General features: G+C 38.2%; 25 protein-coding genes and 2 pseudogenes. 3 read left to right on the top strand and 24 right to left on the bottom strand.

Annotated features, from left to right (window positions below):
- The 24 genes and pseudogenes from B6A32_RS19505 to yceD all read right to left on the bottom strand — a co-directional run.
- Positions 1-101: pseudogene (locus B6A32_RS19505) on the bottom strand (Type I secretion system protein TolC); the annotation flags it as partial.
- Between the two features lie 80 nt (positions 102-181).
- A pseudogene (locus B6A32_RS17850) lies at positions 182-538 on the bottom strand (transposase); the annotation flags it as partial.
- Positions 539-997: 459 nt separating this feature from the next.
- On the bottom strand, positions 998-1,207 hold the full coding sequence (locus tag B6A32_RS17840; RefSeq protein ID WP_085306271.1) for a hypothetical protein: 210 nt from the start codon (positions 1,205-1,207) through the stop codon (positions 998-1,000).
- A gap of 396 nt (positions 1,208-1,603) precedes the next feature.
- Positions 1,604-1,891, bottom strand: coding sequence for a hypothetical protein (locus B6A32_RS17835; RefSeq protein ID WP_085306270.1), 288 nt, complete (start codon positions 1,889-1,891; stop codon positions 1,604-1,606).
- 163 nt (positions 1,892-2,054) lie between these two features.
- Positions 2,055-2,435 carry a DUF2513 domain-containing protein gene (locus tag B6A32_RS17830; RefSeq protein ID WP_085306269.1) on the bottom strand — a complete coding sequence of 127 codons (381 nt, stop codon included), beginning with the start codon at positions 2,433-2,435 and terminating at the stop codon, positions 2,055-2,057.
- Positions 2,436-2,856: 421 nt separating this feature from the next.
- Positions 2,857-4,050, bottom strand: a complete 1,194-nt coding sequence (gene prpF, locus B6A32_RS17825; RefSeq protein WP_085306268.1) for a 2-methylaconitate cis-trans isomerase PrpF — start codon at positions 4,048-4,050, stop codon at positions 2,857-2,859.
- A gap of 260 nt (positions 4,051-4,310) precedes the next feature.
- The gene (gene acnD / locus B6A32_RS17820) at positions 4,311-6,941 is read right to left on the bottom strand and encodes a Fe/S-dependent 2-methylisocitrate dehydratase AcnD (protein WP_085306267.1); all 2,631 of its coding nucleotides are present in this window, start codon (positions 6,939-6,941) and stop codon (positions 4,311-4,313) included.
- A gap of 114 nt (positions 6,942-7,055) precedes the next feature.
- Complete coding sequence (gene prpC / locus B6A32_RS17815; RefSeq protein ID WP_085306266.1) at positions 7,056-8,180, bottom strand: bifunctional 2-methylcitrate synthase/citrate synthase; 1,125 nt, start codon at positions 8,178-8,180, stop codon at positions 7,056-7,058.
- A gap of 111 nt (positions 8,181-8,291) precedes the next feature.
- The gene (gene prpB / locus B6A32_RS17810) at positions 8,292-9,191 is read right to left on the bottom strand and encodes a methylisocitrate lyase (RefSeq protein WP_085306265.1); all 900 of its coding nucleotides are present in this window, start codon (positions 9,189-9,191) and stop codon (positions 8,292-8,294) included.
- A 50-nt stretch (positions 9,192-9,241) separates the two neighbouring features.
- Positions 9,242-9,922 (bottom strand): GntR family transcriptional regulator, encoded by a 681-nt coding sequence (locus B6A32_RS17805; protein WP_085306264.1) that lies wholly within the window; start codon positions 9,920-9,922, stop codon positions 9,242-9,244.
- Positions 9,923-10,203: 281 nt separating this feature from the next.
- Positions 10,204-11,433 (bottom strand): nucleoside recognition domain-containing protein, encoded by a 1,230-nt coding sequence (locus B6A32_RS17800; RefSeq protein ID WP_085306263.1) that lies wholly within the window; start codon positions 11,431-11,433, stop codon positions 10,204-10,206.
- A gap of 392 nt (positions 11,434-11,825) precedes the next feature.
- The gene (locus tag B6A32_RS17795; protein WP_085306262.1) at positions 11,826-12,605 is read right to left on the bottom strand and encodes a TatD family hydrolase; all 780 of its coding nucleotides are present in this window, start codon (positions 12,603-12,605) and stop codon (positions 11,826-11,828) included.
- 104 nt (positions 12,606-12,709) lie between these two features.
- Positions 12,710-13,036 carry a PilZ domain-containing protein gene (locus B6A32_RS17790; protein ID WP_085306261.1) on the bottom strand — a complete coding sequence of 109 codons (327 nt, stop codon included), beginning with the start codon at positions 13,034-13,036 and terminating at the stop codon, positions 12,710-12,712.
- A gap of 2 nt (positions 13,037-13,038) precedes the next feature.
- Positions 13,039-14,049 (bottom strand): hypothetical protein, encoded by a 1,011-nt coding sequence (locus B6A32_RS17785; protein WP_085306260.1) that lies wholly within the window; start codon positions 14,047-14,049, stop codon positions 13,039-13,041.
- Between the two features lie 145 nt (positions 14,050-14,194).
- Positions 14,195-14,830, bottom strand: coding sequence for a dTMP kinase (gene tmk / locus B6A32_RS17780; RefSeq protein WP_085306259.1), 636 nt, complete (start codon positions 14,828-14,830; stop codon positions 14,195-14,197).
- Positions 14,831-14,887: 57 nt separating this feature from the next.
- Positions 14,888-15,886, bottom strand: coding sequence for an endolytic transglycosylase MltG (mltG, locus tag B6A32_RS17775; RefSeq protein ID WP_085306258.1), 999 nt, complete (start codon positions 15,884-15,886; stop codon positions 14,888-14,890).
- 13 nt (positions 15,887-15,899) lie between these two features.
- Positions 15,900-16,715 carry an aminodeoxychorismate lyase gene (pabC, locus tag B6A32_RS17770; RefSeq protein WP_158088518.1) on the bottom strand — a complete coding sequence of 272 codons (816 nt, stop codon included), beginning with the start codon at positions 16,713-16,715 and terminating at the stop codon, positions 15,900-15,902.
- Between the two features lie 119 nt (positions 16,716-16,834).
- A complete protein-coding gene (gene fabF / locus B6A32_RS17765) occupies positions 16,835-18,067 on the bottom strand; it encodes a beta-ketoacyl-ACP synthase II (RefSeq protein ID WP_085306256.1) in 1,233 nt (410 codons plus the stop codon).
- A gap of 159 nt (positions 18,068-18,226) precedes the next feature.
- Positions 18,227-18,460: an acyl carrier protein gene (gene acpP / locus B6A32_RS17760; protein WP_077286054.1), complete on the bottom strand. Its 234-nt coding sequence runs from the start codon at positions 18,458-18,460 to the stop codon at positions 18,227-18,229.
- A gap of 164 nt (positions 18,461-18,624) precedes the next feature.
- Positions 18,625-19,359: a 3-oxoacyl-ACP reductase FabG gene (fabG, locus tag B6A32_RS17755; RefSeq protein ID WP_085306255.1), complete on the bottom strand. Its 735-nt coding sequence runs from the start codon at positions 19,357-19,359 to the stop codon at positions 18,625-18,627.
- Between the two features lie 6 nt (positions 19,360-19,365).
- The gene (gene fabD / locus B6A32_RS17750) at positions 19,366-20,301 is read right to left on the bottom strand and encodes an ACP S-malonyltransferase (protein WP_085306254.1); all 936 of its coding nucleotides are present in this window, start codon (positions 20,299-20,301) and stop codon (positions 19,366-19,368) included.
- 123 nt (positions 20,302-20,424) lie between these two features.
- On the bottom strand, positions 20,425-21,450 hold the full coding sequence (plsX, locus tag B6A32_RS17745; protein WP_408607682.1) for a phosphate acyltransferase PlsX: 1,026 nt from the start codon (positions 21,448-21,450) through the stop codon (positions 20,425-20,427).
- 15 nt (positions 21,451-21,465) lie between these two features.
- Positions 21,466-21,636, bottom strand: coding sequence for a 50S ribosomal protein L32 (gene rpmF / locus B6A32_RS17740; RefSeq protein ID WP_081153814.1), 171 nt, complete (start codon positions 21,634-21,636; stop codon positions 21,466-21,468).
- A gap of 36 nt (positions 21,637-21,672) precedes the next feature.
- Positions 21,673-22,185 carry a 23S rRNA accumulation protein YceD gene (gene yceD, locus B6A32_RS17735; protein WP_085306252.1) on the bottom strand — a complete coding sequence of 171 codons (513 nt, stop codon included), beginning with the start codon at positions 22,183-22,185 and terminating at the stop codon, positions 21,673-21,675.
- A gap of 119 nt (positions 22,186-22,304) precedes the next feature.
- Between yceD and B6A32_RS17730 the strand changes: the two genes are divergently transcribed.
- From B6A32_RS17730 to B6A32_RS17720, 3 genes are all read left to right on the top strand, one after another.
- Entirely contained in the window at positions 22,305-22,895 is a 591-nt protein-coding gene (locus B6A32_RS17730; protein ID WP_085306251.1) for a Maf family protein, read from the top strand.
- Between the two features lie 196 nt (positions 22,896-23,091).
- A complete protein-coding gene (locus tag B6A32_RS17725; RefSeq protein WP_085306250.1) occupies positions 23,092-23,373 on the top strand; it encodes a hypothetical protein in 282 nt (93 codons plus the stop codon).
- Positions 23,374-23,628: 255 nt separating this feature from the next.
- Positions 23,629-24,204 (top strand): CBS domain-containing protein, encoded by a 576-nt coding sequence (locus tag B6A32_RS17720; RefSeq protein WP_085306249.1) that lies wholly within the window; start codon positions 23,629-23,631, stop codon positions 24,202-24,204.
- Positions 24,205-24,346 lie beyond the last annotated feature (142 nt).

Raw genomic sequence — 24,346 nt, 5'->3', positions numbered from 1 at the left:
GTATCTTCACCGCATAAAAAAGCGCGTCGAACACAACGCGCCACACAATGATAATACGGGGTGTTTACTAAACTGATTTGCTGCTTCCTTGGCGTAGCCATAACTCACCTGAGATAATGTTGTGGGGTTTTCTTAGTTTAGTTCAGTGTTCAGTAATTTCAATTTAAGGTGGGTGTCCTGTTAATTCTTGCTTTGGCAGTACATCACCCCGACAGTGTTGTTGTGTGAGTAATGTGCCTTTGTATAAGCGGTGCCAGCGCTCAAGCACCTCTTTCATGCTCCATTGTTGGGCTTTTTCTTCATCAATAAATAACACCACATGATAATGATTACTCATTACCGCATAAGCACAAACGTCAATGGCAAACAATTGGCTGAGAAAGTGTAACTTCTCTTCTATCCATTCTCGGCGGTGCTCAAAGCTTTGTCCTGATAAGGTATCTTCACCGCATAAAAAAGCGCGTCGAACACAACGCGCCACACAATGATAATACGGGGTGTTTACTAAACTGATTTGCTGCTTCCTTGGCGTAGCCATAACTCACCTGAGATAATGGGGTTTTCTTAGTTTAGTTCAGTGTTCTGTAATTTCAATTTAAGATGGGTGTCCTGTTAATTCTCTCTACAACTTCTCTAAGTTGTGGCTTTAATACTTCGTCTATGACTCCAGAGCAATCCTCGTTCTCACACTTTCTCAGTAAATCAATTAACATTAAATCACTACCAAGTTTCTGAGACTCGGAAGCATTATCCAAGTAATCCATGTAACCTTGTTTTAATAGATCCAAAGATTTATCGTCGTAATAAGTATGCTGACCAAGAAAGAAACCACTAGTAAAGCAAATAGATCCAAATACAGCTAATGCCACTAAAGTATAAATTTTCACAGAACCCTCAAAGAAACATAACGCCCTGTTAAGGGGCTGATAATGTTTGGCTAAAATGTGTAGCGAAGCGGAACCGAGCCAAACTTTAGCAGTCCCGCTTGAACAGCTTGTTATGTGTACTTTAGCACTATAATTTCTAGTGCCTCAACCTTAAGACAAACAGCTTTATTTTTTGCATCTATTACTTGTACACAATATTCGGAATCTTCAGAATCAAACCATTCGAGGTGGGTCATAACCTCCATGTCATTAGCTAGTACAACACTTTCAGTGTTATCTGCATAAACAATGCTTATTGGATATTCAGGTATATTTTCCAATGCTCAACCTTCCTTGTACACATAACAGCTTATTATGAGGAAAAATTCCTTGTTTAAACAAGGAAAAAATCCTTCTTTCATATTTTATAATAATCAAAACATACCTGATTTATTCACTATCTACAATAAGTTACTAATAAAACATCTCGTTATGCTAAAGACATAAACGAGAATATTTCCTTTTTATTGGATGAAAGCAGGAAATCGCACCCAGCTGTACAAAAACACAGTTAAATTTAGTGCATAACAAAATAAATAAAATTTAAGATAATTTACTATGGGATATACAAATTAGGATGAATGGACTGTTAATTTTCGATTGAAATATGAGCAGAATTTATGGGTGGTTAGATAAAAAATATATGGATGGCTAGATAAAAAATAATAAAGTAAGGTTTAAATTTCTGAAAGGTACAAAGCAATAAGCTCTAATGACCAATAGCTAATTAATAAACCAATTTTAAACTTTATATGCAAGCTTGAGTAAAGTCTGATTTTCTCAGGCTCAACTAATGGTTGGTTTAAGTGATGTCTTTTTAACGCACCAAAAATTGAGTATGCAATCGCAATAGGTAAAGGTAATAACATAAGAGGAATTGAGGTATACAAATAACCAATTAAGGGAATTCCAATTAGAAGCCAATCACCAAAACTGATCATGGGATTTTTAGACCTAGCTTGCACTAATTCTCCTTTAAAATGAACGAGCCTATATAATTACTAGTTTTTTATATAATTTTTTTAACCAAAATACTCTAACTAGATTACTTTATTTTAACAATCAAAAACGTTTATTAATGGTGATTATTAAGTAGAACATTAGCAGGAGACCCTTCCTAAACTATAGTTAACCTTTTACGGCATCCTTGATGGCTTCTTTGCACAAGCCGATAAGAACAGCTTTTAAAACATCAAATGGTAAACCACTTAATTTAGATGAAACACTTTCTTTTGCTTTATTCCAAATTCCATCATTTTTAATAGTGTCCGCGAAATCATGGCCTGCCCACGTTAAGCCAAATGGAATAACTTTTATGACTCTCTCAGGTGTAGAGTCTGAACATACAGTTTCAGCGCGGATTAAACCCGCCTCATAAAGAAGGTGATAGTGTTCAAGGAAAGTAATTTTTTCGTATCCCTCAAATGGAGGTTCAATTATTGGATGGTCATCTTCTTTTGACTCAATAAAAAGTAATATTTTACGAACTAGATCCATATCACGTTTCACCAAACTCTCCTTGGGTAGCTAACTTTTAAATAAGGGAAGCTGGTACGTAGGGAATAATAGCGAAACCGCCCTGCGTGTATGCGTCCCAGCGAACGAAGTGAATGACTTAATTTTCTTGTATGGAAAAACCCACCTTTTCAACAAGCAAGACCACCTTGCAAATGAATATTTATTAAAATCAATATACATAGTTTAACTTTTACATTCAATTACTTATTATCAACCATGAATACACCGATGTAGAAAGGCAGATTAAATCTACCTTTCTACAATAAAGCGGGAAATCAACGAGAGCAGTATAAAAACACGTAAACATTAAAATAAATACAAAGCTAATATATAGTGACTGTTAAATAACCACCAAAGTGATCACACCAACTACAACCGCACACTTTCCACTTTTTTAAACCAAAATCACCGATTAAAACGAATCTACTGGAATACGCACCCAACCTTCCATTAAAACACGCGCGCTTCGACTCATAATCGCTTTATCGACCGTCCACTGCGCATTAACTTGTGATGCTTGAGCGCCTACTTTTAGTGTGCCCGATGGATGACCAAATACCACGGCATCGCGTTCACCACCGCCAGCGGCTTCATTCACTAATGTGCCGGGTATTGCTGCGGCTGCGCCAATAGCTACGGCGGCTGTGCCCATCATGGCATGGTGTAATTTACCCATAGATAATGCCCGTACATGCAAGTCGATATCTGTACTTAGAACTGCTTTACCGCTTGATGTTATATAATCTTTAGCGCCGCTAACAAAAGCCACTTTCGGGGTATGTTGGCGTGCAGCGGCTTCTGAAACATCTCTAATCAACGCCATTTTAACGGCGCCGACAGCTCGAATAGTTTCGAAGCGTGCTAATGCTGCCTCGTCATTGTTTATGGCGTCTTGCAGCTCTGTGCCGGTATAACCAAGATCTTCTGCATTTAAGAAAATGGTGGGAATACCCGCGTTGATCATGGTCACTTGATATTTTGCTGCTTTGAAGGCTCCAATAGCAGGTACCTCAAGTTCATCAACGACATTACCGGTTGGAAACATCGCCTCAGAAGGGTCAACGGGTGCAACAAACTCTACCGGCACTTCAGCGGCAGGAAAGGTAACGCCATCAAGTTCAAAATCACCGGTTTCTTGTACTTCTCCGTTGGTAATAGGAACACGTGCGATAATCGTTTTGGCAATATTTTTTTGCCAAATACGAACAATACAAACACCATTTTCAGGGATGCGTGACGGGTCAACTAAACCAGCATTGATAGCAAATGAGCCAACGGCGGCCGTTAAGTTGCCGCAGTTGCCTGACCAATCAACAAATGCTTTATCAATAGCGACTTGGCCAAATAAGTAATCAACGTCGTGATCGGCCACTTCACTTTTGGCTAAAATAACCGTTTTACTGGTGCTTGATGTTGCACCGCCCATACCATCGGTTTGCTTAGCGTAAGGATCTGGGCTGCCAATAACACGCAGCAACATATTATCGCGCGCTTCTCCAGGTACTTGGCAGCGCTCTGGTAAATCGGTTAAATTAAAAAATACACCTTTTGATGTACCGCCGCGCATATAAGTTGCGGGGATTTTGATTTGAGGGGCGTGAGACACGGCTCTCTCCTTTTCTTTTTGAACAATGGCGCATTACGTTTACAACAATGGGCCTTTTAAGCTATTAGCCTTGAAGCAATGTGTTTTTAAGCAATGTGTTTTTAAATGATCAATGCTAAGCAATCAATCTTTAAGTAACGAGCCATTAAAAAATTGCTTGAATATTAGCAGTAACTTAAGCGTTGATTTGAATAAAATGCTGCACACTCATTCATTGTTTTAAATGCGTGTGCAGCCAAAGTGATTATTCAAATAACTTGCTACAAGCTTGATTCAAGAAAGTCGTTAGCAAATTTTTGTAATACGCCGCCTGCTGCGTATACAGATACTTCTTCGCCGGTATCTAATCGACACTTAACCGGAATATTAACAATGTCACCATTCTTACGTGTCATTACCACTGTCATACTCGCGCCAGGCGCTGTTGTGCCTTCAACGTCAAAAGTTTCTGTGCCGTCAATGTTATAGGTGTGACGTGTTTCGCCGTTGACAAACTCAAGCGGAAGCACGCCCATACCGACAAGGTTAGTACGATGTATACGTTCAAATCCTTCAGATACAATAACTTCAACACCCGCTAGACGAACCCCTTTTGCTGCCCAATCGCGCGAAGAGCCTTGCCCATAATCTGCACCGGCAATAATAATCAATGGCTGTTTACGTTGCATGTAGGTTTCAATCGCTTCCCACATACGTGATTCAGTGCCTTCAGGCTCTATACGTGCCAGCGAACCTTGTTTAACTTCCCCTTGCGCATCACGACACATTTCGTTAAATAATTTCGGATTAGCAAAGGTAGCGCGTTGTGCGGTTAAGTGATCGCCACGATGCGTTGCGTAAGAGTTAAAATCAGCTTCTGGTAAACCCATTTTATGTAAGTATGCACCAGCAGCACTGTTTAACTGAATAGCATTTGAAGGCGATAAATGATCGGTAGTAATGTTATCGCCTAACACCGCTAATGGGCGCATACCTTTCATGGTTCGCTCACCGGCTAATGCACCTTCCCCCTCTTTATTCCAATATGGCGGACGACGAATATAAGTGCTGGTTTCGTCCCATGCATATAATGGACTTTCAGCTGGCTCAAACGCACCTAAATCAAACATAGGTGTGTAGATTTTTTTGAACTGCGCGGGTTTAACACTTGATGCAACGATTGCATCAATTTCTTCATCGCTCGGCCAGATATCTTTTAAAGTGATATCGTTACCGTTTTGATCTTGGCCTAAACTATCTTTTTCGATGTCAAAACGAATAGTACCGGCGATAGCATAAGCGACAACTAAGGGTGGTGACGCTAAAAACGCTTGTTTAGCATAAGGGTGAATTCGGCCATCGAAGTTACGGTTACCTGACAATACTGCAGTTGCGTATAAATCGCGGTCTATCACTTCTTGTTGAATTTTAGGGTCTAACGCGCCCGACATGCCATTACAAGTTGTACAAGCATAACCAACAATACCAAAACCTAATTTTTCCATTTCAGACAGCAAACCAGCTTCTTCTAAATAAAGTTTGGCAACTTTTGAACCTGGCGCAAACGATGATTTAACCCAAGGCTTACGCACTAAACCAAGTTCATTGGCTCTTTTAGCTATTAAGCCCGCCGCAACCACATTACGAGGATTAGAGGTATTGGTACAAGACGTAATCGCGGCAATAATAACGGCGCCATCAGGCATTTCACCGTTGGCTTCTTGTACTTTACAAGCAGCTAAGTCTTTCGCGATATCTTTTGAAGCTAAATCAGCGGTCGCTAAACGACGATGCGGATTAGAAGGACCCGCTAAATTACGCCCTACTGTTGATAGATCAAATTCGATTACACGCGGATATTGCGCTTCAACTAAGTCGTCGGCCCATAAACCGGTATGTTTTGCGTACGTTTCGACAAGTGCTACTTGCTCTGGCTCGCGACCGGTAATTTTTAAATAATCAATAGTTTGTTCATCAATGTAGAACATACCGGCAGACGCACCATATTCTGGGGTCATGTTTGAGATAGTTGCACGGTCACCAATGGTTAAACTTTTAGTGCCTTCTCCGAAGAACTCTAAATATGCCGAAACCACTTTTTGATTACGCAAAAACTCAGTTATTGCTAACACAATATCGGTTGCTGTAATGCCCGGTTGGCGTTTACCGGTAAGCTTTACACCAATAATATCAGGCAGACGCATCATCGATGGGCGACCTAGCATTACCGTTTCAGCTTCTAAACCACCCACACCAATGGCAATTACACCTAAGGCATCAATGTGCGGAGTATGTGAGTCGGTGCCAACACAAGTATCAGGAAAGGCGACGCCATCGCGCGCTTGAATAACAGGCGACATTTTTTCTAAATTAATTTGATGCATAATGCCGTTACCCGCAGGAATTACATCAACGTTTTTAAAAGCCGTTTTCGTCCATTCGATAAAATGAAAACGTTGTTCATTACGGCGATCTTCAATGGCTCGGTTTTTTTCAAATGCTTCACTGTCAAAACCTGGGGCTTCTACCGCCAGTGAATGATCAACAATTAATTGTGTTGGCACAACTGGGTTCACTTTAGAAGGATCACCGCCTTGTTCTGCAATGGCATCTCGAAGACCCGCTAAATCAACTAATGCTGTTTGACCTAAAATATCATGACAAACAACACGTGCTGGATACCAAGGAAAATCAAGGTCTTGTTTACCTTCGATAATTTGCTTTAACGCATCCGTTAGCATCGCTGGGTCACAGCGTCGAACTAATTGCTCTGCGAGTACACGTGACGTGTAAGGTAATGTTTTATAAGCATCGGGCTTGATAGTTTCGATAGCTTCTTTGGTGTCAAAGAAATCTATCGTTAGACCATTATTTTTATAACCTGGTAAAGGTTTGCGGTAATCATAATTCATAATTTAGTCCACAGAGTTGAAAAGTATAAAAGCGATACTTTTTCAGTAATTTAATAAATTACAAAGCCCTATCTTTGTTGATAAGGCTTTGTGTCGGTAAATGCTAAGTGCAAATTACCTTTGTGCTATGGGCTGAACTTTGCGTGGCTCTGCACCAATGTAATCTGCAGAAGGTCGAATAATACGGTTATTTGTACGTTGCTCCATCACATGAGCTGCCCAACCTGTTAAACGCGAACAAACGAAAATAGGGGTAAATAGTTTCGTTGGAATACCCATGTAATTATAGGTAGAAGCATGGAAGAAATCGGCATTACAAAATAATTTTTTGGTATCCCACATAAACTCTTCACAAGCCACTGAAATATCGTACAACGAAGTATCACCATTTTCAGCGGCAAGTTTTTCAGACCACGCTTTGATAATAACGTTTCGAGGGTCTGATGTGCTGTAAACCGCATGACCAAAGCCCATAATTTTTTCTTTGCGCTCAAGCATACCAGCCATTTTTTCTTTGGCATCAGCAGGTGAAGTAAAGGTTTCAATCATATCCATTGCCGCTTCATTTGCGCCACCGTGTAATGGACCACGCAAGGTGCCAATAGCACCAGTAACACATGAGAACATATCAGATAGCGTTGACGCACAAACACGTGCTGTAAAGGTAGAAGCGTTAAATTCATGCTCGGCATATAAAATTAATGATACATCCATAACACGTTCGTGCTGTGCTGACGGGCTTGTACCATTTAGTAAACGTAAAAAGTGGCCACCTAAAGAGGCTTCATCTGACGTACAGTCAATTTCTACGCCGTCATGAGAAAACTTATACCAGTAACACATGATGGCAGGAAATGCTGATAACAAACGGTTAGCGGCACGGTTTTGTTCGCTAAAATCATTTTCTGGTTCTAAGTTACCTAAAAATGAACAACCTGTGCGCATTACATCCATAGGATGAGCTTCTTTTGGAATAAGCTTAAGCACTTCTTTTAACGCTTGCGGTAAATCACGCATAGCAAATAATTCAGTTTTGTATGCTGCTAACTCTTTTTCATTAGGCAGTTCGCCATTGAAAAGTAAATATGCTACTTCTTCAAACGTGGCATTTTCAGCTAAGTCTGCAACATCGTAACCACAATACGTTAAGCCTGAGCCTGATTTACCTACAGTACATAATGCTGTTTCGCCTGCACTTTGACCACGTAAGCCTGCACCTGTTAATTTTTTCTCTGTCATCATTCTTTCCTCTTGTCCGTTAACCGCAGTTAAGTTGCCGTTAATGGTTAAAATTTAGTTTCTTATTTTGTATATTAATTTTTGCATTTACGTTCGAGCTATAAGCATGAATTACTTGTTTTTACCTTCAGTAAACAAGGCATCAAGTTTTTGCTCATAATCGTGGTAACCCAAGTAATCATACAAATCCATACGAGTTTGCATGTTATCAATTTCTGCTTTTTGGTCACCGTCATTTAGCAAGGTTTTATATACTGACTCAGCAGCCTTGTTCATTGCTCTAAATGCCGATAATGGGTAAAGCACCATGGCACAACCCCACTCACCTAACTGCTCTTTATTCCAAAGCTCAGTTTGACCAAATTCAGTAATATTAGCTAAAACTGGAACATCAAGCGCTTCGGTGAAAGCACGGTAATGTTCTTCAGTTTTTACTGCTTCAGCGAAAATGCCATCAGCACCAGCAGCTACATAGGCTTTTGCGCGTTCGAGTGCCGATTCTAAACCTTCTTGTGCAAAGGCATCGGTTCTTGCCATGATGAAAAAATCTTTATCTGTTCGAGCATCGACAGCAGCTTTAATTCTATCTACCATTTCTTCGGTAGAAACAATTTCTTTGTTTGGACGATGGCCGCAGCGTTTTTGTGCTACTTGGTCTTCAATATGAACAGCAGCTGCGCCAGCTTTTTCCATGTCTCGGATAGTTTTTGCAATATTAAATGCCCCGCCCCAGCCGGTATCTATATCAACCAATAACGGTAAAGTTGATGCGCTAGTAATTCGCTGCACATCAGCAATAACATCATTTAATGATGTCATGCCTAAATCAGGTAAACCGTAAGATGCGTTTGCAACACCGCCACCCGACAAGTAAATAGCTTGATGACCAAGCTCTTCTGCCATCATTGCGCAATAGGCATTAATGGTACCGACAACTTGCAAGGGTTTATTGTTTGCTAAAGCTTGGCGAAACTTAGCGCCAGGAGATAATGTATTTGCGGATGTAGACATTATTGGGTCCTTTATTATCAAGTTATGTAATGTAAAATAGCGTAGAACCGCTATTGCTGTTGTGCAATTTTGTTTTCAATATTTTTACGTGAAGCGGCAATATGACGCCTCATTAGCATTTCGGCTAATTCGCCATCTCGGTCGGCAATCGCTTCAATTATTCGAGAGTGTTCATCAAATGCTTTAGTAGCGCGTGGGCTGTTCATACCAAATTGGCAGCGATACATACGAACTAGGTGATATAGCTGGCCACACAATATGTTGATTAACTGTTGATTATGGCTACCAAGAATAACTTTATAGTGAAAGTCTAAATCACCCTCTTCTTGATAGTATGCAATACCATCACGTAAAGCCTTTGCCGTTGCATGTTGCTTAAGCATGGCTCTCATCTCAGAGATCTCAATATCAGTCATATTTTGTGCTGCTTGACGGCAAGCCATACCTTCTAAGGCTTCACGCACAATATATATTTCTAAAAGACCTGAGATTGAACATTCGACTACGCGAGAGCCCACGTTAGCTTTACGCTCGATAAGGTGACACTTTTCTAAACGATTTAAGGCTTCACGAAGGGTTGAACGACTGATTTGAAATTTTTTGGCTAACTCTGGCTCACTAATTTTACTGCCAGCTTGAATATTACCTTCCACAATATCATGCAACATTTGTTCGAAAACTTTATCTGCTGTGGTAACCGCTGCTTGTGAAGTTGGATTATCTAAAGCCATTATTGTCGACACATTGAAGAGTAATGAGCTAATAATAACGTGTTAAATCGATTAGTCAATGCTAAAAACCACTAATTGTCGACAATAAATGAATTAATGAAAAGTTACAGGTACAATATAGGCTTATCCTTATTCGGCCTTTTTGACCTATATAATTACGCAGAGGAGTTATTAAGAAAGGGCTGTAGTAAAAAACATTTAAACAACGAATACCAAGCTATTTATCTCAAAGCACATTACAGCAAAACAATGTACTGTCGACAATTTATCATCTTGATAGTTTAGCCAAAAAACCAATAACACACGCCAATGGCTGCGGTTATACCGGCGAAATCGGCAATTAAGCCACAAGCTAATGCATGGCGGCTATATCTAATACCCACAGAGCCAAAATATACCGCTAATACATAAAAAGTAGTTTCTGTTGAGCCTTGCACTATAGAGGCGAGTCGACCAGCGAAAGAGTCGGCGCCATAAGTGTTCATAGTTTCTACCATCATTGCTCGCGCACCAGAGCCACTAAGGGGTTTCATAAATGCTGTGGGCAAAGCATCAACAAAGCGCGTATCACCATTAAAAAATAGAACGACTTGGCGAATTGCATCTACTAAAAAGTCTAAGCTGCCGCTGGCTCTAAATACGCCTATTGCACATAGCATAGCGAGTAGATAAGGAATTATTTTGATACTTGTTTCAAAGCCCTGCTTCGCGCCCTCTATAAAGCTGTCATAAACATTCACTTTTCGTTTTAAAGCTAATAATAAGAAGCTGATCAGTGTACTAAAAATTAACAAATTGCCCATAAGAGACGACTGCTGTGCCAATAACTGCGCACTTAAGGTGCTAAAATAAACCACAATGGCGGCAATGATCGCAATACCCACAGCTAGGTAAAGTAAAATAACTTGTTGATATAATTTTATTTTCTGAACAAATGCCACAGCAAATAAACCTGCGAGTGTTGAAGCAAAAGTGGCCAATAAAATAGGTATAAAAACATCGGTAGGGTTGAGCGCACCTTGTTGAGCGCGATAAATAAATACCGTTACTGGGAATAAAGTTACTGCTGAAGTGTTTAATACCAAGAAAAGAATTTGTGCATCACTCGCGGTTTCTTTGTCAGGGTTAAGTGATTGTAAGTCTTGCATTGCCTTTAATCCAAGCGGCGTTGCAGCATTATCTAAACCTAAAAAATTTGCCGACAAATTCATCGTCATCGACCCAATTGCTGGGTGACCTTTTGGAACATTTGGCATAAGACGCGTAAATAAAGGTGAAATAAAATTTGCTAGCTTGTCGATAATGCCCGCATGCTCTGCGATTTTCATCATGCCTAGCCAAAAACTTAAAATACCAATCAAACCAATGGCAATTTCAACGGTGACTTTCGACATACTAAAAATAGCGTTAACAATTTCTTCAAAAATTAACACGTGATCGAATACTAGCCATTGCACCATTGCAGAAATAAAGGCGACAATGAAAAACCCGCTCCAAATACGACTTAACAATTTTTAGCTCTTATAGTTTTAGGTTTAATAAAAATATCATGACACACAAGTTCTATACCTGCTAGTTTCGCTTTAAACAATAATCAGTAATAAGTTCATAGAAATGCAGTGCCAGCCTTTTAAAATCAAGCGGTATGCGCACTGAAGCGCTACACCATAACTTATTGTAAACTAATTATAAAAATTAATTTTTGCTTTTATAGTTCTCTGCACTACACTTTAATTTACAGATAGAATTTAACTTCAATGCTCGCGATGTTCTTGTTTTATTTTTCTTTATACAATGGTTAAGAACGAAGAAACTTACAATGTTTTATTAGCGCAGGCTCAACTAAGTGAGCCACCCCCTGGGCCCAAAACTAGCAGTAGTTTTGGGCATTTTTTTATCTAAATTAATCTAAAAGTGTTTGTGGAAATAAACGATGGAAATTTTCACTTGATTGCTTAGCTATTTCAGCAACAGATGTACCACGAATACTTGCTAGGTGTTTAGCAACTTCAACAACGTAAGCAGGTTGATTTTGTTTACCGCGGTGTGGCACAGGTGCTAAATAAGGGGAATCTGTTTCAATTAAAAATCTGTCTGCAGGCACTTTTTTAGCAACTTCTCTCAGCGCGGCTGCATTTTTAAAGGTAACAATTCCAGAAAACGAAATATAAAAACCCATTGCTATTGCTTGCTCTGCCATCTCCCAGCTTTCAGTAAAGCAATGTAAAATACCACCAACCTTCTCCGCATTTTCGGCTCTTAATATAGCTAAAGTATCTTCTTGAGCATCGCGAGTATGAATAATTAAAGGCTTATTTAATTGATTTGCAACACGCACGTGCTTTTTAAATGAGTCTAACTGTACGGGTTTAGTTTCAGGCGCGTAAAAATAATCGAGCCCAGTTTCGCCAATAGCAATAACGCGCGGATGATCAGCAAGCGTGCTTAATTGTTCAGGATTTATTTCATCTTCCTGATTCAGTGGATGCGCACCACAGGTTAACCAAACATTATCGTATTTGGCCGTTTGCTCAGCCATAGCAGGAAAGTCTTGCAAGGTAACACTAACGCATAATAAGGTATTTACTTTTTCTGCAAGTGCAGCTTCAATAACATTATCTAAATTATTGTCAAACTCTTCGAGCTTTAATCGATCTAAATGACAATGGGAATCTATAAACACGAGATACTCCGCACGATTGTGCTTTTGTTAATATGGGAATAGTTACTCATAATAAAATGAGTAATATGAGAATAAAATTAATATGTGAGTTCAGCAATGAAAACCTACATAGATAATGTCGGTTCAGCTGAATTAAGTAATCGACCAATCGACTTATCGATTTGATTACGTATATTGTCTGGGTCTTCAACAAAACTGACGCCAATACCTGCTGGTGTGCCATTTTGTGCACCTATAGGTGTTATCCAAGAGACTTTACCTTTAAGTTCAGAAGACTCTAACGAATCAGGCAATGTAACTGATAGCTGAATATCTGTACCTAACTCAAATTGTTCAGTCGTTCTAACGAATAAACCACCATTTTTCATAAATGGCATATATGACTGGTATAAATCCCGATCTGAAATAAATTCAAGCGTGATATTTTCCAAAATTATTCCTCTACTGTTTGCGCATTATTTTGTACAACAAGGCTAATATCTGCAAGTAGCTTTTCACTCAGAAACTGTTTATTAACTTGCACTACTGTTTTTAGTTTAGCATTTGCTTGTAGTAGTAAATTATATATATCCCATAATTGTTGCTTGTTAATTGCAGCAACATGTTTATTTTCACCTACAACAGTTGGCCATGTATATTGATTACGCATCAAGTTAACAATTACTTTTTCTAACCATCGATAACCATATTGATATTCAGTCAATGTCTTGAGTATATCTTCACGATATTCAAAACTAGTTAAATATTGATTGACCTTATCACGAAATGCTACAAATGCAACGGCGGTCTCTTCGTTTGATAATTCAGTTAAATGACTGAGGTTTACAAAGGGATCATCCCCCTGCTGACCAAATTCAGCCAAAAGCGCCTTGCCAACCGGAGGCCGAATTTCAAACTCATGACAGCGACTGATAATTGTCGGCAATAATAAATCACTGTTATGCGTAGTTAAGATGATAAAGCTATTGGTTGTTGGCTCTTCAAGTGTTTTTAACAGCGCATTCGCAGCTGATATAGTCATAGTGTCAGCTTGATTCACCAACGCTGTTTTCATAAAGCCAATATGGGCTGTTTTTTCAAAGAAATAACTGAGGTCACGAATTAACTCTACACCAATATTTTTCTTATCTGAAATAATAGTAAGGTGATCAGGGTAGCTGTTTTTTGCAAATAATTTACATGTTTTACATTGGCCACAAGGCTCTAAAATAAAAGGCGCTTGTTTTAAATCACTTGAATTATTATGCTCAACTTCGTTGCTATTACCTTCACCACTTACATGGTTTAACTTAACATTTTGACATAACAACACATTTATAAGCCACTGGGCTATTTCTTCTTGACCTGCTCCTTCAACACCCGAAAACAATAACGCATGCGGAAGTTTATTATCGCGAAGTTGACGTGATAATTGTTGTTGAATAGTCACTAACCAAGTTTTCATTTATTACCTTAAAATAACCTTTGCACTATCTATAAATGGCTTTCAATATGCCATAAAACTTTCTATTGAATGCTTTGAGCTTTATTTTGACACCTGCGAACTTTATTCAACTAGGCAATAACAACTGAGTGTAAATAAGTCATTGTTAACTATGTTTTAAAATTAAAGCGTCAATAACTTTAATTACGTCACTCAACACTGCAGCTTTAGATTGTGAAGCATCGATCACTTCAAAACGCTCTGGTTGCTCTTTCGCTTGTGTTAAGTAGCCATTTCTAGCCTTAACTAAGAAATCTAATTTTTCATCTTCTAAACGGTCAAGCCCTTCACCACGACTCATCACTCTGTTCAAGCCTTCAACAGGGTCTAAGTCTAAAATAACATTCATATCAGGTTTAAAGCCTGCTAATGCTAAATCATTAATTTGCATAATGTTAGTTAAATCAATACCACGAGCATAATGTTGAAAACTAAAGGTTGCCGCGTCAAAACGATCTGAAATAACGATTTTCCCTGCTTGTAAGGCAGGCTTTATTTTTTCTTGTATATGCTGTGCTCGACCGGCACCAAATAACATAAGCTCTGTTGTGTCACACATTTCTGGTGTGGTGGGATCAAGAATAATATTTCTGATTTTTTCCCCAATGTTTGTACCACCAGGCTCTCTTGTTAAAACTACATCTAAACCTTTTTGTGCGATATATTTTTCAACTTCATTAATAACGGTTGTTTTACCAGCGCCATTACTACCATCGAAAACAACCATAAAACCTTTATTCATATCATTCTCTATTGCTATTACTTTTGTATATCTACTGTGTAATTAAAGTTAACTCTACTAGCGCTGATATTTATTCACTGCGCGGTTATGATCAGCAAGATTAGTGGAAAATATATGTTCTCCGGCGCCATTGCTAACAAAATATAAGTAATCGCTCAACTCAGGGTGTAATGCAGCTTCTAAAGCTTGAGCCCCAGGTAAAGCAATTGGTGTTGGCGGTAACCCTTTTATTTTATAGGTATTATAAGCGGTTTTTTCTCGCAAATGAGCGTATGTTATATCACCTTGGTACCTTTCACCTAAACCATAAATAACTGTGGGATCGGTCTGTAGACGCATATGTTTGTTCAAGCGATTAACAAATACCGATGAAATACGTGGATGTTCAGCATATTTACCACTTTCTTTTTCGATAATTGATGCCATGATCAGCGCTTGATATGCTGACTTATAAGGTAAGTTATCTGCTCTATTTTCCCAATGTTCTGCCAATGCACTTTGCATTTTTTTATGAGCTCTTTTAATAATACTAATATCTGAGGCACCCTGCGTAAAAGCATACGTTTCAGGGAATAACCAACCTTCTGGGTTATCTTGAACAATAGCCAATTTTTTAGCGATGGCGCTAGGTGACAAACCGACGAGTTGGTGACTAATATTTGGGTGTTGCGCCAACAGAGTTAAAACTTGTTTGAAAGTACTTCCCTCAATAAAAGTAATAGAAAACTGATGTTCTTTGCCTGAGACAACTAAGTTTAATAAAGATAAAATATTGGTTTCAGTTGTTACTTGATAAGTACCTGACTTAATTTTGCTTTGCGTAGGATTAAATTTGGCATAGATACGTAACCAAAAATCATTGTCTAGCCATTGTTTATTAACCAATTGCTTTGAAAAAGCATTAAAAGAAGTGCCCGATTTAACGGTGATAAACTCACTCTGTACTAAGTTTAAAGGCTGCTGTACTTTTTTTTCAGCTATCAGCATAACAACTATCACAGCAATAATGCTAAGTAATACTGAAACTGCTAAAGTCAGAAGTGTTTTTTTAAACATATTTTGTAAACTTTTAATAATTCATGCACTGGGTTTGTATGTTTCTAACCAATGATGTATCTAATTGACGGTCATTAAAAACCTTTACCGGCACTATACCTAAAATAGCGTTGCTTATAAACATGGCTTCAATATTATTCAATGTTTCTAAATCGTAATTAGCAGGCATAATTTCGGGATAATTTAATAAAATTTTATCGCGCATTAAACCTACAACGCCAGCGGTTGATAAAGACGGCGTTTGCCATTGGCCTGCTTTTAACCAAAAAACATTAGCACTGCAACACTCAATAATATTGTTATTGATATCACAGGCAAGTAAATCATCTTCAGGGCGTTTATCTAGCTCAGCTCTTAACATAACTTGTTCTAAGCGATTTAAATGTTTTAAACCGGCAAGCATTGGATTAATACCTAGCTTTTGCTCGCTTATACCAACAGTTATTCCTTCTTTTTGCCATTGGGCATAGTACTTTGGGTAATCGTGAAAAGAAACAATCACTTTAGCTTGTTCAACACCCAAGCGTGAATAGCCGCGGCCACCACTGCCACAGGTAACAATAACTTTTATAACGCCAATTGAAATCCCAGCACTTAAGTTAGTTATAGTAACTTTTAATGTGGCTAGATCGAAACTAGGTAACCCAAGTTGCCTACTTTGCTCTAGTAAACGATTAAGGTGTTGGGGCAACATAGCTACTGCACCATTGATAACTAGAGCAGTAGTAAAGCAACCATCACCATAAGCTAAACCACGGTCGCTAATTGAGATCGTATCAGCAAGTTGTCCATCTACAAAACTTAATGCTACGCTTGCCATTGTTGTCATAATAGTCGCCATAAAAAAGCCTGAACACTAAGTATTCAGGCTTAAGCAATTGAATTCAAGTAGTTTTAACGAATAGTCGGCATATAGTCAAATTAAAGCGACTATGGCATTTAAATTAACTAAAGTTTCTTAAATATTAACGATCCGTTTGTGCCGCCAAAACCAAACGAGTTACACAAAACGTAGTCTAAATTAACATCTCGCGCTGTATGAGCAATATAATCAAGATCACACCCTTCACCAGGGTTATCTAAATTAATTGTTGGTGGCACCATATTGTTCACTAATGCTTGAATACTAAATATTGCTTCAACAGCACCTGCAGCACCTAATAAGTGGCCTGTCATAGATTTAGTTGAACCGACTAATACATCATAAGCTGAAGAGCCAAATACTGATTTAACTGCATTGCTTTCTGCTATATCCCCGGCAGGTGTAGACGTACCATGAGCATTGATATAACCAATTTTAGTAAGATCGACTTTGGCATCATTAATAGCATTTTTCATCGCTAGTGCAGCACCAGCGCCATCAGCAGGTGGAGAAGTCATGTGGTATGCATCGCCGCTCATACCAAAACCTGCAAGTTCTGCATAAATTTTGGCACCACGTGCTTTTGCATGTTCATACTCTTCTAAAACAAGTACTCCAGCACCGTCACCTAAAACGAAACCGTCGCGATCTTTATCCCAAGGGCGAGACGCTTGTTGAGGAGCATCGTTACGTGTTGACATTGCACGTGCAGCACCAAAACCGCCCATACCCATAGTAGTAGAAGCCTTTTCAGCACCACCGGCAACCATAGCATCAGCGTCACCATAAGCAATCATACGTGCTGCATGGCCGATATTGTGAACACCACTAGTACAAGCGGTAACGATTGAAATATTTGGGCCTTTCATACCAAACATGATAGACAAGTGGCCAGAGATCATATTAATGATGGTAGAAGGCACAAAGAACGGCGATAATTTACGCGGGCCATTCTTTAAAAGTTTTGCATGATTTTCTTCAATTAAACCCAATCCACCGATACCAGAGCCTATTGCAACACCAACTCGCTGAGCATTAGCTTCATTAACCTCTAAACCAGAGTCCTTGATAGCTTGCACACCTGCTGCAACGCCATATTGAATAAATAAGTCCATTTTTTTGGCTTCTTTACGAGCCATGTAGTCTTGTGCGTCAAAATCTTTAACTAAACCCGCAAAACGCGTTGGATACTCTGAAGTATCAAAATGCGTAATGTCAGAAATACCACTTTTACCAAGTAGTAAGTTTTGCCAAGTTGATTCAGGGCTATTGCCTAATGGGCTAAGCATGCCAAGACCGGTAACTACAACGCGTCTCATGAGATGTGCTGCCTCCGAAAGAGTAGAATATGAATGGGTGTATATCTTATTGCTCAAAATCAAAGTGGTTGATTCTGAATTGGGTATAAATATTTTTCAAACGGTAAAAACAATTCAGGCGGTAATTAAACCGCCTGAAATCATTACACTCGTTTAATATTACTGGTTAGCAGTAACGTAATCGATTGCAGCTTGAACTGTTGTAATTTTCTCAGCTTCTTCATCTGGAATTTCAGTATCAAATTCTTCTTCTAACGCCATTACTAATTCAACAGTGTCTAAAGAGTCTGCACCTAAGTCATCAACAAAAGAAGCTTCAACTTTAACTTCGTCTTCGCTTACACCAAGTTGCTCAATAGTAATTTTTTTAACGCGTTCTTCAATAGTACTCATTTTTTTTCCTTTACTAGAAAATACAATATTTCAATATTGTGTGTAGTTTATTCGTCAAAAGCCAACCATGCAAGCTTCTAATTTTACTTTTTTGCTGGTCAAACCTGTTAACTGTTTATAATTCATTCAAATTTAACAAAGAGTAGCCGATAAGCAAACCTGTGTTAAACCATGTACATGCCGCCATTTACGTGCAATGTTTCGCCCGTAATGTACGCTGCAGAATCAGATGCTAAGAAAGCAACAGCGTTAGCAATTTCTTCGGGCTTACCTAAACGGTTTGCCGGGACTTGAGCAAAAATGCCTTCTTTTTGCTCATCAGTCAATGTTTGTGTCATGTCTGTATCAATAAAACCTGGTGAAACAGTATTAACGGTAATGCCTCGAGAAGCAACCTCACGAGCCAATGACTTAGTAAAACCAATTAATCCAGCTTTAGCTGTAGCATAGTTTACTTGGCCAGCGTTGCCCATAGTACCAACGACTGAGCCAATATTAATAATACGACCGTTGCGTTTTTTCATCATCGCACGTAATACAGCTTTACTGATTTTGAATACTGATGTTAGGTTGGTATCAATAATATCATCCCATTCATCATCTTTCATGCGCATCATTAAATTATCACGCGTAATACCGGCATTATTAACTAAAACATCAACCGAGCCATGCTTCTCTTTGATTAAGTCAAACATAGCGCTAATTGAAGCGTCGTCAGTAACATTTAACACTAAACCTTGCCCTTCGCCCAAGTAATCGCTGATATTAGCCGCACCATGCTCTGATGTTGCCGTACCAATAACAGTACCACCAAGTGCTTTAAGCTGTGAAGCAATAGCTTTACCAATACCACGACTGGCACCTGTTACTAAAATAACTTTACCTTCTAATGAAAACATATAATTTTACTCTACTGATTCTAATGCTTTAGTTAACGATATCTTGTCGTTAACAGATTGACAACTAATGGTTTTATCAATGCGTTTAAGCAAGCCTTGTAATACTTTACCTGGCCCTGCTTCAATCGCTGTATCAATACCTTGTTGCGCTAAATACTGAATAGTTTCAGTCCAACGCACTGGACTGTATAATTGTTTAATAAGTGCTGCTTTAATTGCATCAACTGAAGACTCGGCTTTAACGTCAACATTATTGATCACAGGTATGTTAGGCACATTAAAAGTAACATTGTTAAACTCTTCTGCTAACTTGTCGGCTGCATCTTTCATTAAAGCACAATGTGACGGAACACTTACCGGTAAAGGAAGAACACGCTTTGCGCCAGCTTCTTTACATAAAACACCTGCACGAGCTACTGCATCTTTATGACCAGCAATAACAACTTGGCCTGGAGAATTAAAGTTAACTGCTGAAACTACATCGTTATCCGCGGCTTGTTCACAAGCACTAATAATAATGTCATCATCTAAACCAATAACAGCCGCCATTGCTCCCACACCTTCTGGTACTGAAGCTTGCATAAATTCGCCTCGTTTTTCTACCAACTTCACGGCATCTGCAAGTGATAGAACACCTGCACAAACTAATGCAGAATATTCACCTAAACTATGACCTGCTAGCACTTTAGGCGAAGCAGAAGAAGATGCATGCCATAAACGCCATATTGCAACACTTGCCGTTAATAACGCGGGTTGTGTAAAGTTAGTTTGATTTAACTTTTCAACCGGACCATCTTGCACCAATTGCCATAAGTTGTACCCTAAAGCTTCAGATGCTTCAGAAAAAGTACTTTGTACTACTTCATGATCCGCAAAATCAGCTAACATAGCTAAAGATTGTGACCCTTGACCTGGAAAGACAAACGCTAAATTATTTTGCATTTTTTGACCTAATTAAATTTGATTTACCACTTTAACAACATAAACCATGATCCGATCTATGCCGATGTAATTTTTTAAGCTGTATTTACCTATAATTGACTTAGATAATACTGAGCTTGCAACTTATTTATGACATAAGCTTTTTTCAAGCTTGTCTTTAATTTTAGTTGGTACTTGTCGTTCAATCTCAGTAATGGCTTCAACAATAGCAGTATAAAAAGCCGTTATATTTGCATTACCATGACTTTTCACCACAATACCGCGCAATCCTATCAAACTTGCACCGTTATACTGGTCGGGGTTCATGGGTTTAAAGAGTTTTTTTAAGGGGCCAGACAATATTTTGCCCATTATTTGAGCTAAAAAGTGCTTTTTGATGATTTCTTGTAATTGTGTGTAGACCATTCTTGCCACACCTTCACACGTTTTCAATGCAACATTACCCACAAAGCCATCACAAACAATTACATCCGCTTTATTGGTGAAAATATCATTCCCTTCAATAAAGCCAATATAGTTAATATCATCATTTGCCATTAAGTAACTGGCAGTTTGTTTAATATGATCACTACCTTTATTGTCTTCCTCGCCCATATTCAATAACGCTACTTTTGGGTTTTCAATACCATCGACTTCTTTTGCCATTACCGACCCCATAATCGCAAATTGATATAGAACACTTGAATCACAAAAAACATTTGCGCCCAAATCCAGCATAAATACATGTTGATCAGATTTATTACTCGGTAATGCAGAGATTAATGCCGGCCTTTCAACGCCCGGTAAGGTTTTTAAGACAAAGTGGGCCATTGAAAAAAGTGCCCCCGTGTTACCGGCGCTTACACAAGCTTGCGCTTGATCTTCATTTACAAGATCGAGTGTTTTACGCATAGAAGATTGCTTTTTGTTGCGTAAGGCAAAAATAGGTTTGTCATCCATCTCAACAACTTGAGTAGTAGGAACAACGGTTATTCTAGGATGAGGGTAATAATTTTTTTTTGAAAGAGTTTCAACAATGACAGATTCGTCACCGCATAATAATAAGTGCAGATTGGGGTGGTTTTCTATTGCGAGCATTGCCGCAGGAAGTGTTACGTGGGGGCCTTGGTCGCCCCCCATAACATCTAACGCTATGGTTAGATTAATCAAGGTAATCGTTACAGATTACTTATTGATTACTTTAACACCTTTGTAAAAGCCATCAGCTGTTACATGGTGACGACGGTGAGTTTCACCAGATACTGGATCTGTTGATAAATGCGTTGTCGTTATTGCGTCATGTGAACGGCGCATGCCACGTCTTGAACGAGACTTTTTGCTCTTTTGAACTGCCATTGCCTACTCCTAAAATCGGTTATTAGCTAAGTTTAACTATTTAATGTTCTTTAATATATCAAATGGATTTGGTTTTTCTAGCTCTTCAGGCAATTCCCCCCAAACACTATCAGATGGAGCTTGACAATCTTTAATTGGATGCCTTGGAATTAGTGGAATCTCGAGTAAAAACTCATCTTCTACTAACTCTCGCAAGTTAACTTCACCATTTTCATCTAATTCAATTGCGTCATAATATGACGGCAACTCCGCTGCGGCTTCAGCGTTTTTCACTGGACTAAAAGTAAAATCTACTTCTAATACCAAATCAAACTCTTCAGTACATCGCTGACAAGTTAATGCAACCGTTGCCGATGAGCTGCCTGATATTACTACCAAACCCACTTCATCCACACTAAAATTAGCACTCACTTGTACTTGCTCACTTTGTGCATCACACACAGCAAGCAATCTATTCATCCCAGATACTTCAAAGTATCCTTCACACACTAACTTTCGCTGTGCGCTTCTAGATGGGTCTATCGTTATCGGGAGTTTAAGATTCTTCATAAGGCGCGCATAATAAAGTGCCTATCGGCCTGTGTCAAAAGAAAAATAGCTAAATTTGTTTAAAAACTCAAGATAGTCCATATATTAACAATAATCTGATTATATTTTGAGTGATATTAATGAAAAAACTTGTTTTAGGCTCCACATCCCCTTTTCGTAAAGAAATTTTAGCTAAACTCAACATTCCCTTTACCTGTGCAAAACCCAATGTAGACGAAACAGCATTAGAAAATGAAACGCCAGTTGCGTTAGTTCAGCGTTTAGCTATTGAAAAAGCAAAAGCCGTGGCAAACGAATACCCAGATGCATTAATTATAGGCTCTGATCAAGTAGCGATGTGCGATGGCGAAATTTTAGGAAAACCCCACACATTTGAAAATGGCGTTAAACAATTACAAAAGTTCAGCAACAAAACTGTGGCCTTTTATACAGGCTTATGTGTTTATGATAGCGGTTTAGACTTTACAACAGCATTAATAGAACCTTTCTTAGTTCACTTTAATGAATTATCACTTAGCGACATTGAAAATTATTTACACGCTGAAAAACCCTATAATTGTGCCGGTAGCTTTAAAAGTGAAGGTTTAGGTATTTGTTTATTTAAAAAGCTCGAGGGTGACGATCCAAATAGCTTGATTGGCTTACCTTTAATCAAACTTGTCGAATTACTAAAACAACATGGCGTTGATGTACTCGCTGAACAAGCATAAATAATATAAGACAGGTTTCCTACTCTAATTTGTCTTTACAGCTAATTTAGCGTTTAATCATTAAAATAATTTATTTTCGAAAAGTAATAAATTTAAAATTCATTTTTATATTTATTACTTTTCACTTGAATTACTAATATTTCGCTCCATAACAATCATTGAAGACAATTAATTAATCCTTTTTAGAGTATTCAACATGTTTAAACTGTTTTTCATTTTATCGATAGTCATTGCATCTGCGTCAGCAAATGCGATAGAGACAGTATCGTTAAGTGATGCAAGTTTTAATGTACCTACTATAGTAGAATCTGAAAATATCATTAATGATGATTTTGATAACTCAGCTTTATTCATCGAAATTATCGTTCAGCCCTTTTTATATAGTCAAGCCAGCTTACAGTACTCAAATCCTGATATTAAACGCCCCACCTTTCAAAACTTTCAATCTAGAGCTCCACCAAAATTTACTTGCTCATAAAAATTACCCAATAACATAACGTTGTTTACGCTATCTAATAGCAAAACAAGTTTAATTTTAGGTAATAACATATCTCAGTAACTAGCCTTGTGCGTAAATAAAAGCAGCGATGGCGCTTAATAAGTTATTGATGAGTAAAAGTCCAAGTGATGAAAAATATAAATCATTATTTGATGAGTAAATAAAATTTAGTTTTTAAAAAGCATATTTCTATTCTCTTTAACAACATATGCTTTTAGAAGTTTTGAGGTCGTTATGAAAAAATTACACTTAGTTAACCTAGCAGCAACTGACAATATTATTACCCCCGAACAGTTTGAGGAAATTAATTTAGCATCACCTGCAGTAAAAATATTTACAGATTTTAAAGATCACAAGGCATTGATGATCGAGGGAGATACTCAAGCAGTAACCGCGTTAGAGTTAATGTTAAAAACACACGTTAGAATGAATATTGTAGTATCTCAGGATAACGACTTTATTGGCATCATTAGTACTAATGAATTATCAGAGCAGCACATTGTTGCCAAGTTATCTAAAGGCATCAAGCGTGAAGATATTTTAGTAAAAGATTTAATGATCCCAAAATCTGATTTTCACGCTTTTGATTACAGTGAACTGTTAAGTGCTTCGGTAAGTGATGTTGTTTCAACATTAGAAAACTATCAGTTAAGACATTGTTTAGTGTTAGACCAAGAAAGTCATCATATTCGAGGGGTTATTTCTTCAAGTGATATAGCCAGAAAACTGCATATGAGCTTAGATTTAAATATTGCACAATCATTTGGTTCGATTTATGACGTTGTACATCAAAAAGCAAGTTCAATGTAACTAAGAAAAATATCCGCTCTCAACATTTGAGTTGTATATTAGAAAAAAAGCTCAGTCAATGGATAATATAAAAATCCAATGACTGAGCTTTTTTTTGTTTTCACGCGGTATAAATAAGTTATGCCGCATGTTAAATTTTATA

The sequence above is a fragment of the Colwellia polaris genome (assembly GCF_002104515.1).
In the GTDB taxonomy this organism is placed as follows: domain Bacteria; phylum Pseudomonadota; class Gammaproteobacteria; order Enterobacterales; family Alteromonadaceae; genus Cognaticolwellia; species Cognaticolwellia polaris.
The sequence above is the reverse complement of the archived record's forward strand: the minus strand, read 5'-3'. Positions and strand labels throughout refer to the sequence as shown.

Coding starts and splice junctions, on each gene's coding strand:
- acnD (WP_085306267.1), bottom strand. CDS start 6,941: ATGAATTATGATTACCGCAAACCTTTACCAGGTTATAAAAATAATGGT.
- prpC (WP_085306266.1), bottom strand. CDS start 8,180: ATGACAGAGAAAAAATTAACAGGTGCAGGCTTACGTGGTCAAAGTGCA.
- prpB (WP_085306265.1), bottom strand. CDS start 9,191: ATGTCTACATCCGCAAATACATTATCTCCTGGCGCTAAGTTTCGCCAA.
- B6A32_RS17805 (WP_085306264.1), bottom strand. CDS start 9,922: ATGGCTTTAGATAATCCAACTTCACAAGCAGCGGTTACCACAGCAGAT.
- B6A32_RS17785 (WP_085306260.1), bottom strand. CDS start 14,049: ATGAAAACTTGGTTAGTGACTATTCAACAACAATTATCACGTCAACTT.
- tmk (WP_085306259.1), bottom strand. CDS start 14,830: ATGAATAAAGGTTTTATGGTTGTTTTCGATGGTAGTAATGGCGCTGGT.
- mltG (WP_085306258.1), bottom strand. CDS start 15,886: ATGTTTAAAAAAACACTTCTGACTTTAGCAGTTTCAGTATTACTTAGC.
- pabC (WP_158088518.1), bottom strand. CDS start 16,715: ATGACAACAATGGCAAGCGTAGCATTAAGTTTTGTAGATGGACAACTT.
- fabF (WP_085306256.1), bottom strand. CDS start 18,067: ATGAGACGCGTTGTAGTTACCGGTCTTGGCATGCTTAGCCCATTAGGC.
- acpP (WP_077286054.1), bottom strand. CDS start 18,460: ATGAGTACTATTGAAGAACGCGTTAAAAAAATTACTATTGAGCAACTT.
- fabG (WP_085306255.1), bottom strand. CDS start 19,359: ATGTTTTCATTAGAAGGTAAAGTTATTTTAGTAACAGGTGCCAGTCGT.
- fabD (WP_085306254.1), bottom strand. CDS start 20,301: ATGCAAAATAATTTAGCGTTTGTCTTTCCAGGTCAAGGGTCACAATCT.
- rpmF (WP_081153814.1), bottom strand. CDS start 21,636: ATGGCAGTTCAAAAGAGCAAAAAGTCTCGTTCAAGACGTGGCATGCGC.
- yceD (WP_085306252.1), bottom strand. CDS start 22,185: ATGAAGAATCTTAAACTCCCGATAACGATAGACCCATCTAGAAGCGCA.
- B6A32_RS17730 (WP_085306251.1), top strand. CDS start 22,305: ATGAAAAAACTTGTTTTAGGCTCCACATCCCCTTTTCGTAAAGAAATT.
- B6A32_RS17725 (WP_085306250.1), top strand. CDS start 23,092: ATGTTTAAACTGTTTTTCATTTTATCGATAGTCATTGCATCTGCGTCA.
- B6A32_RS17720 (WP_085306249.1), top strand. CDS start 23,629: ATGAAAAAATTACACTTAGTTAACCTAGCAGCAACTGACAATATTATT.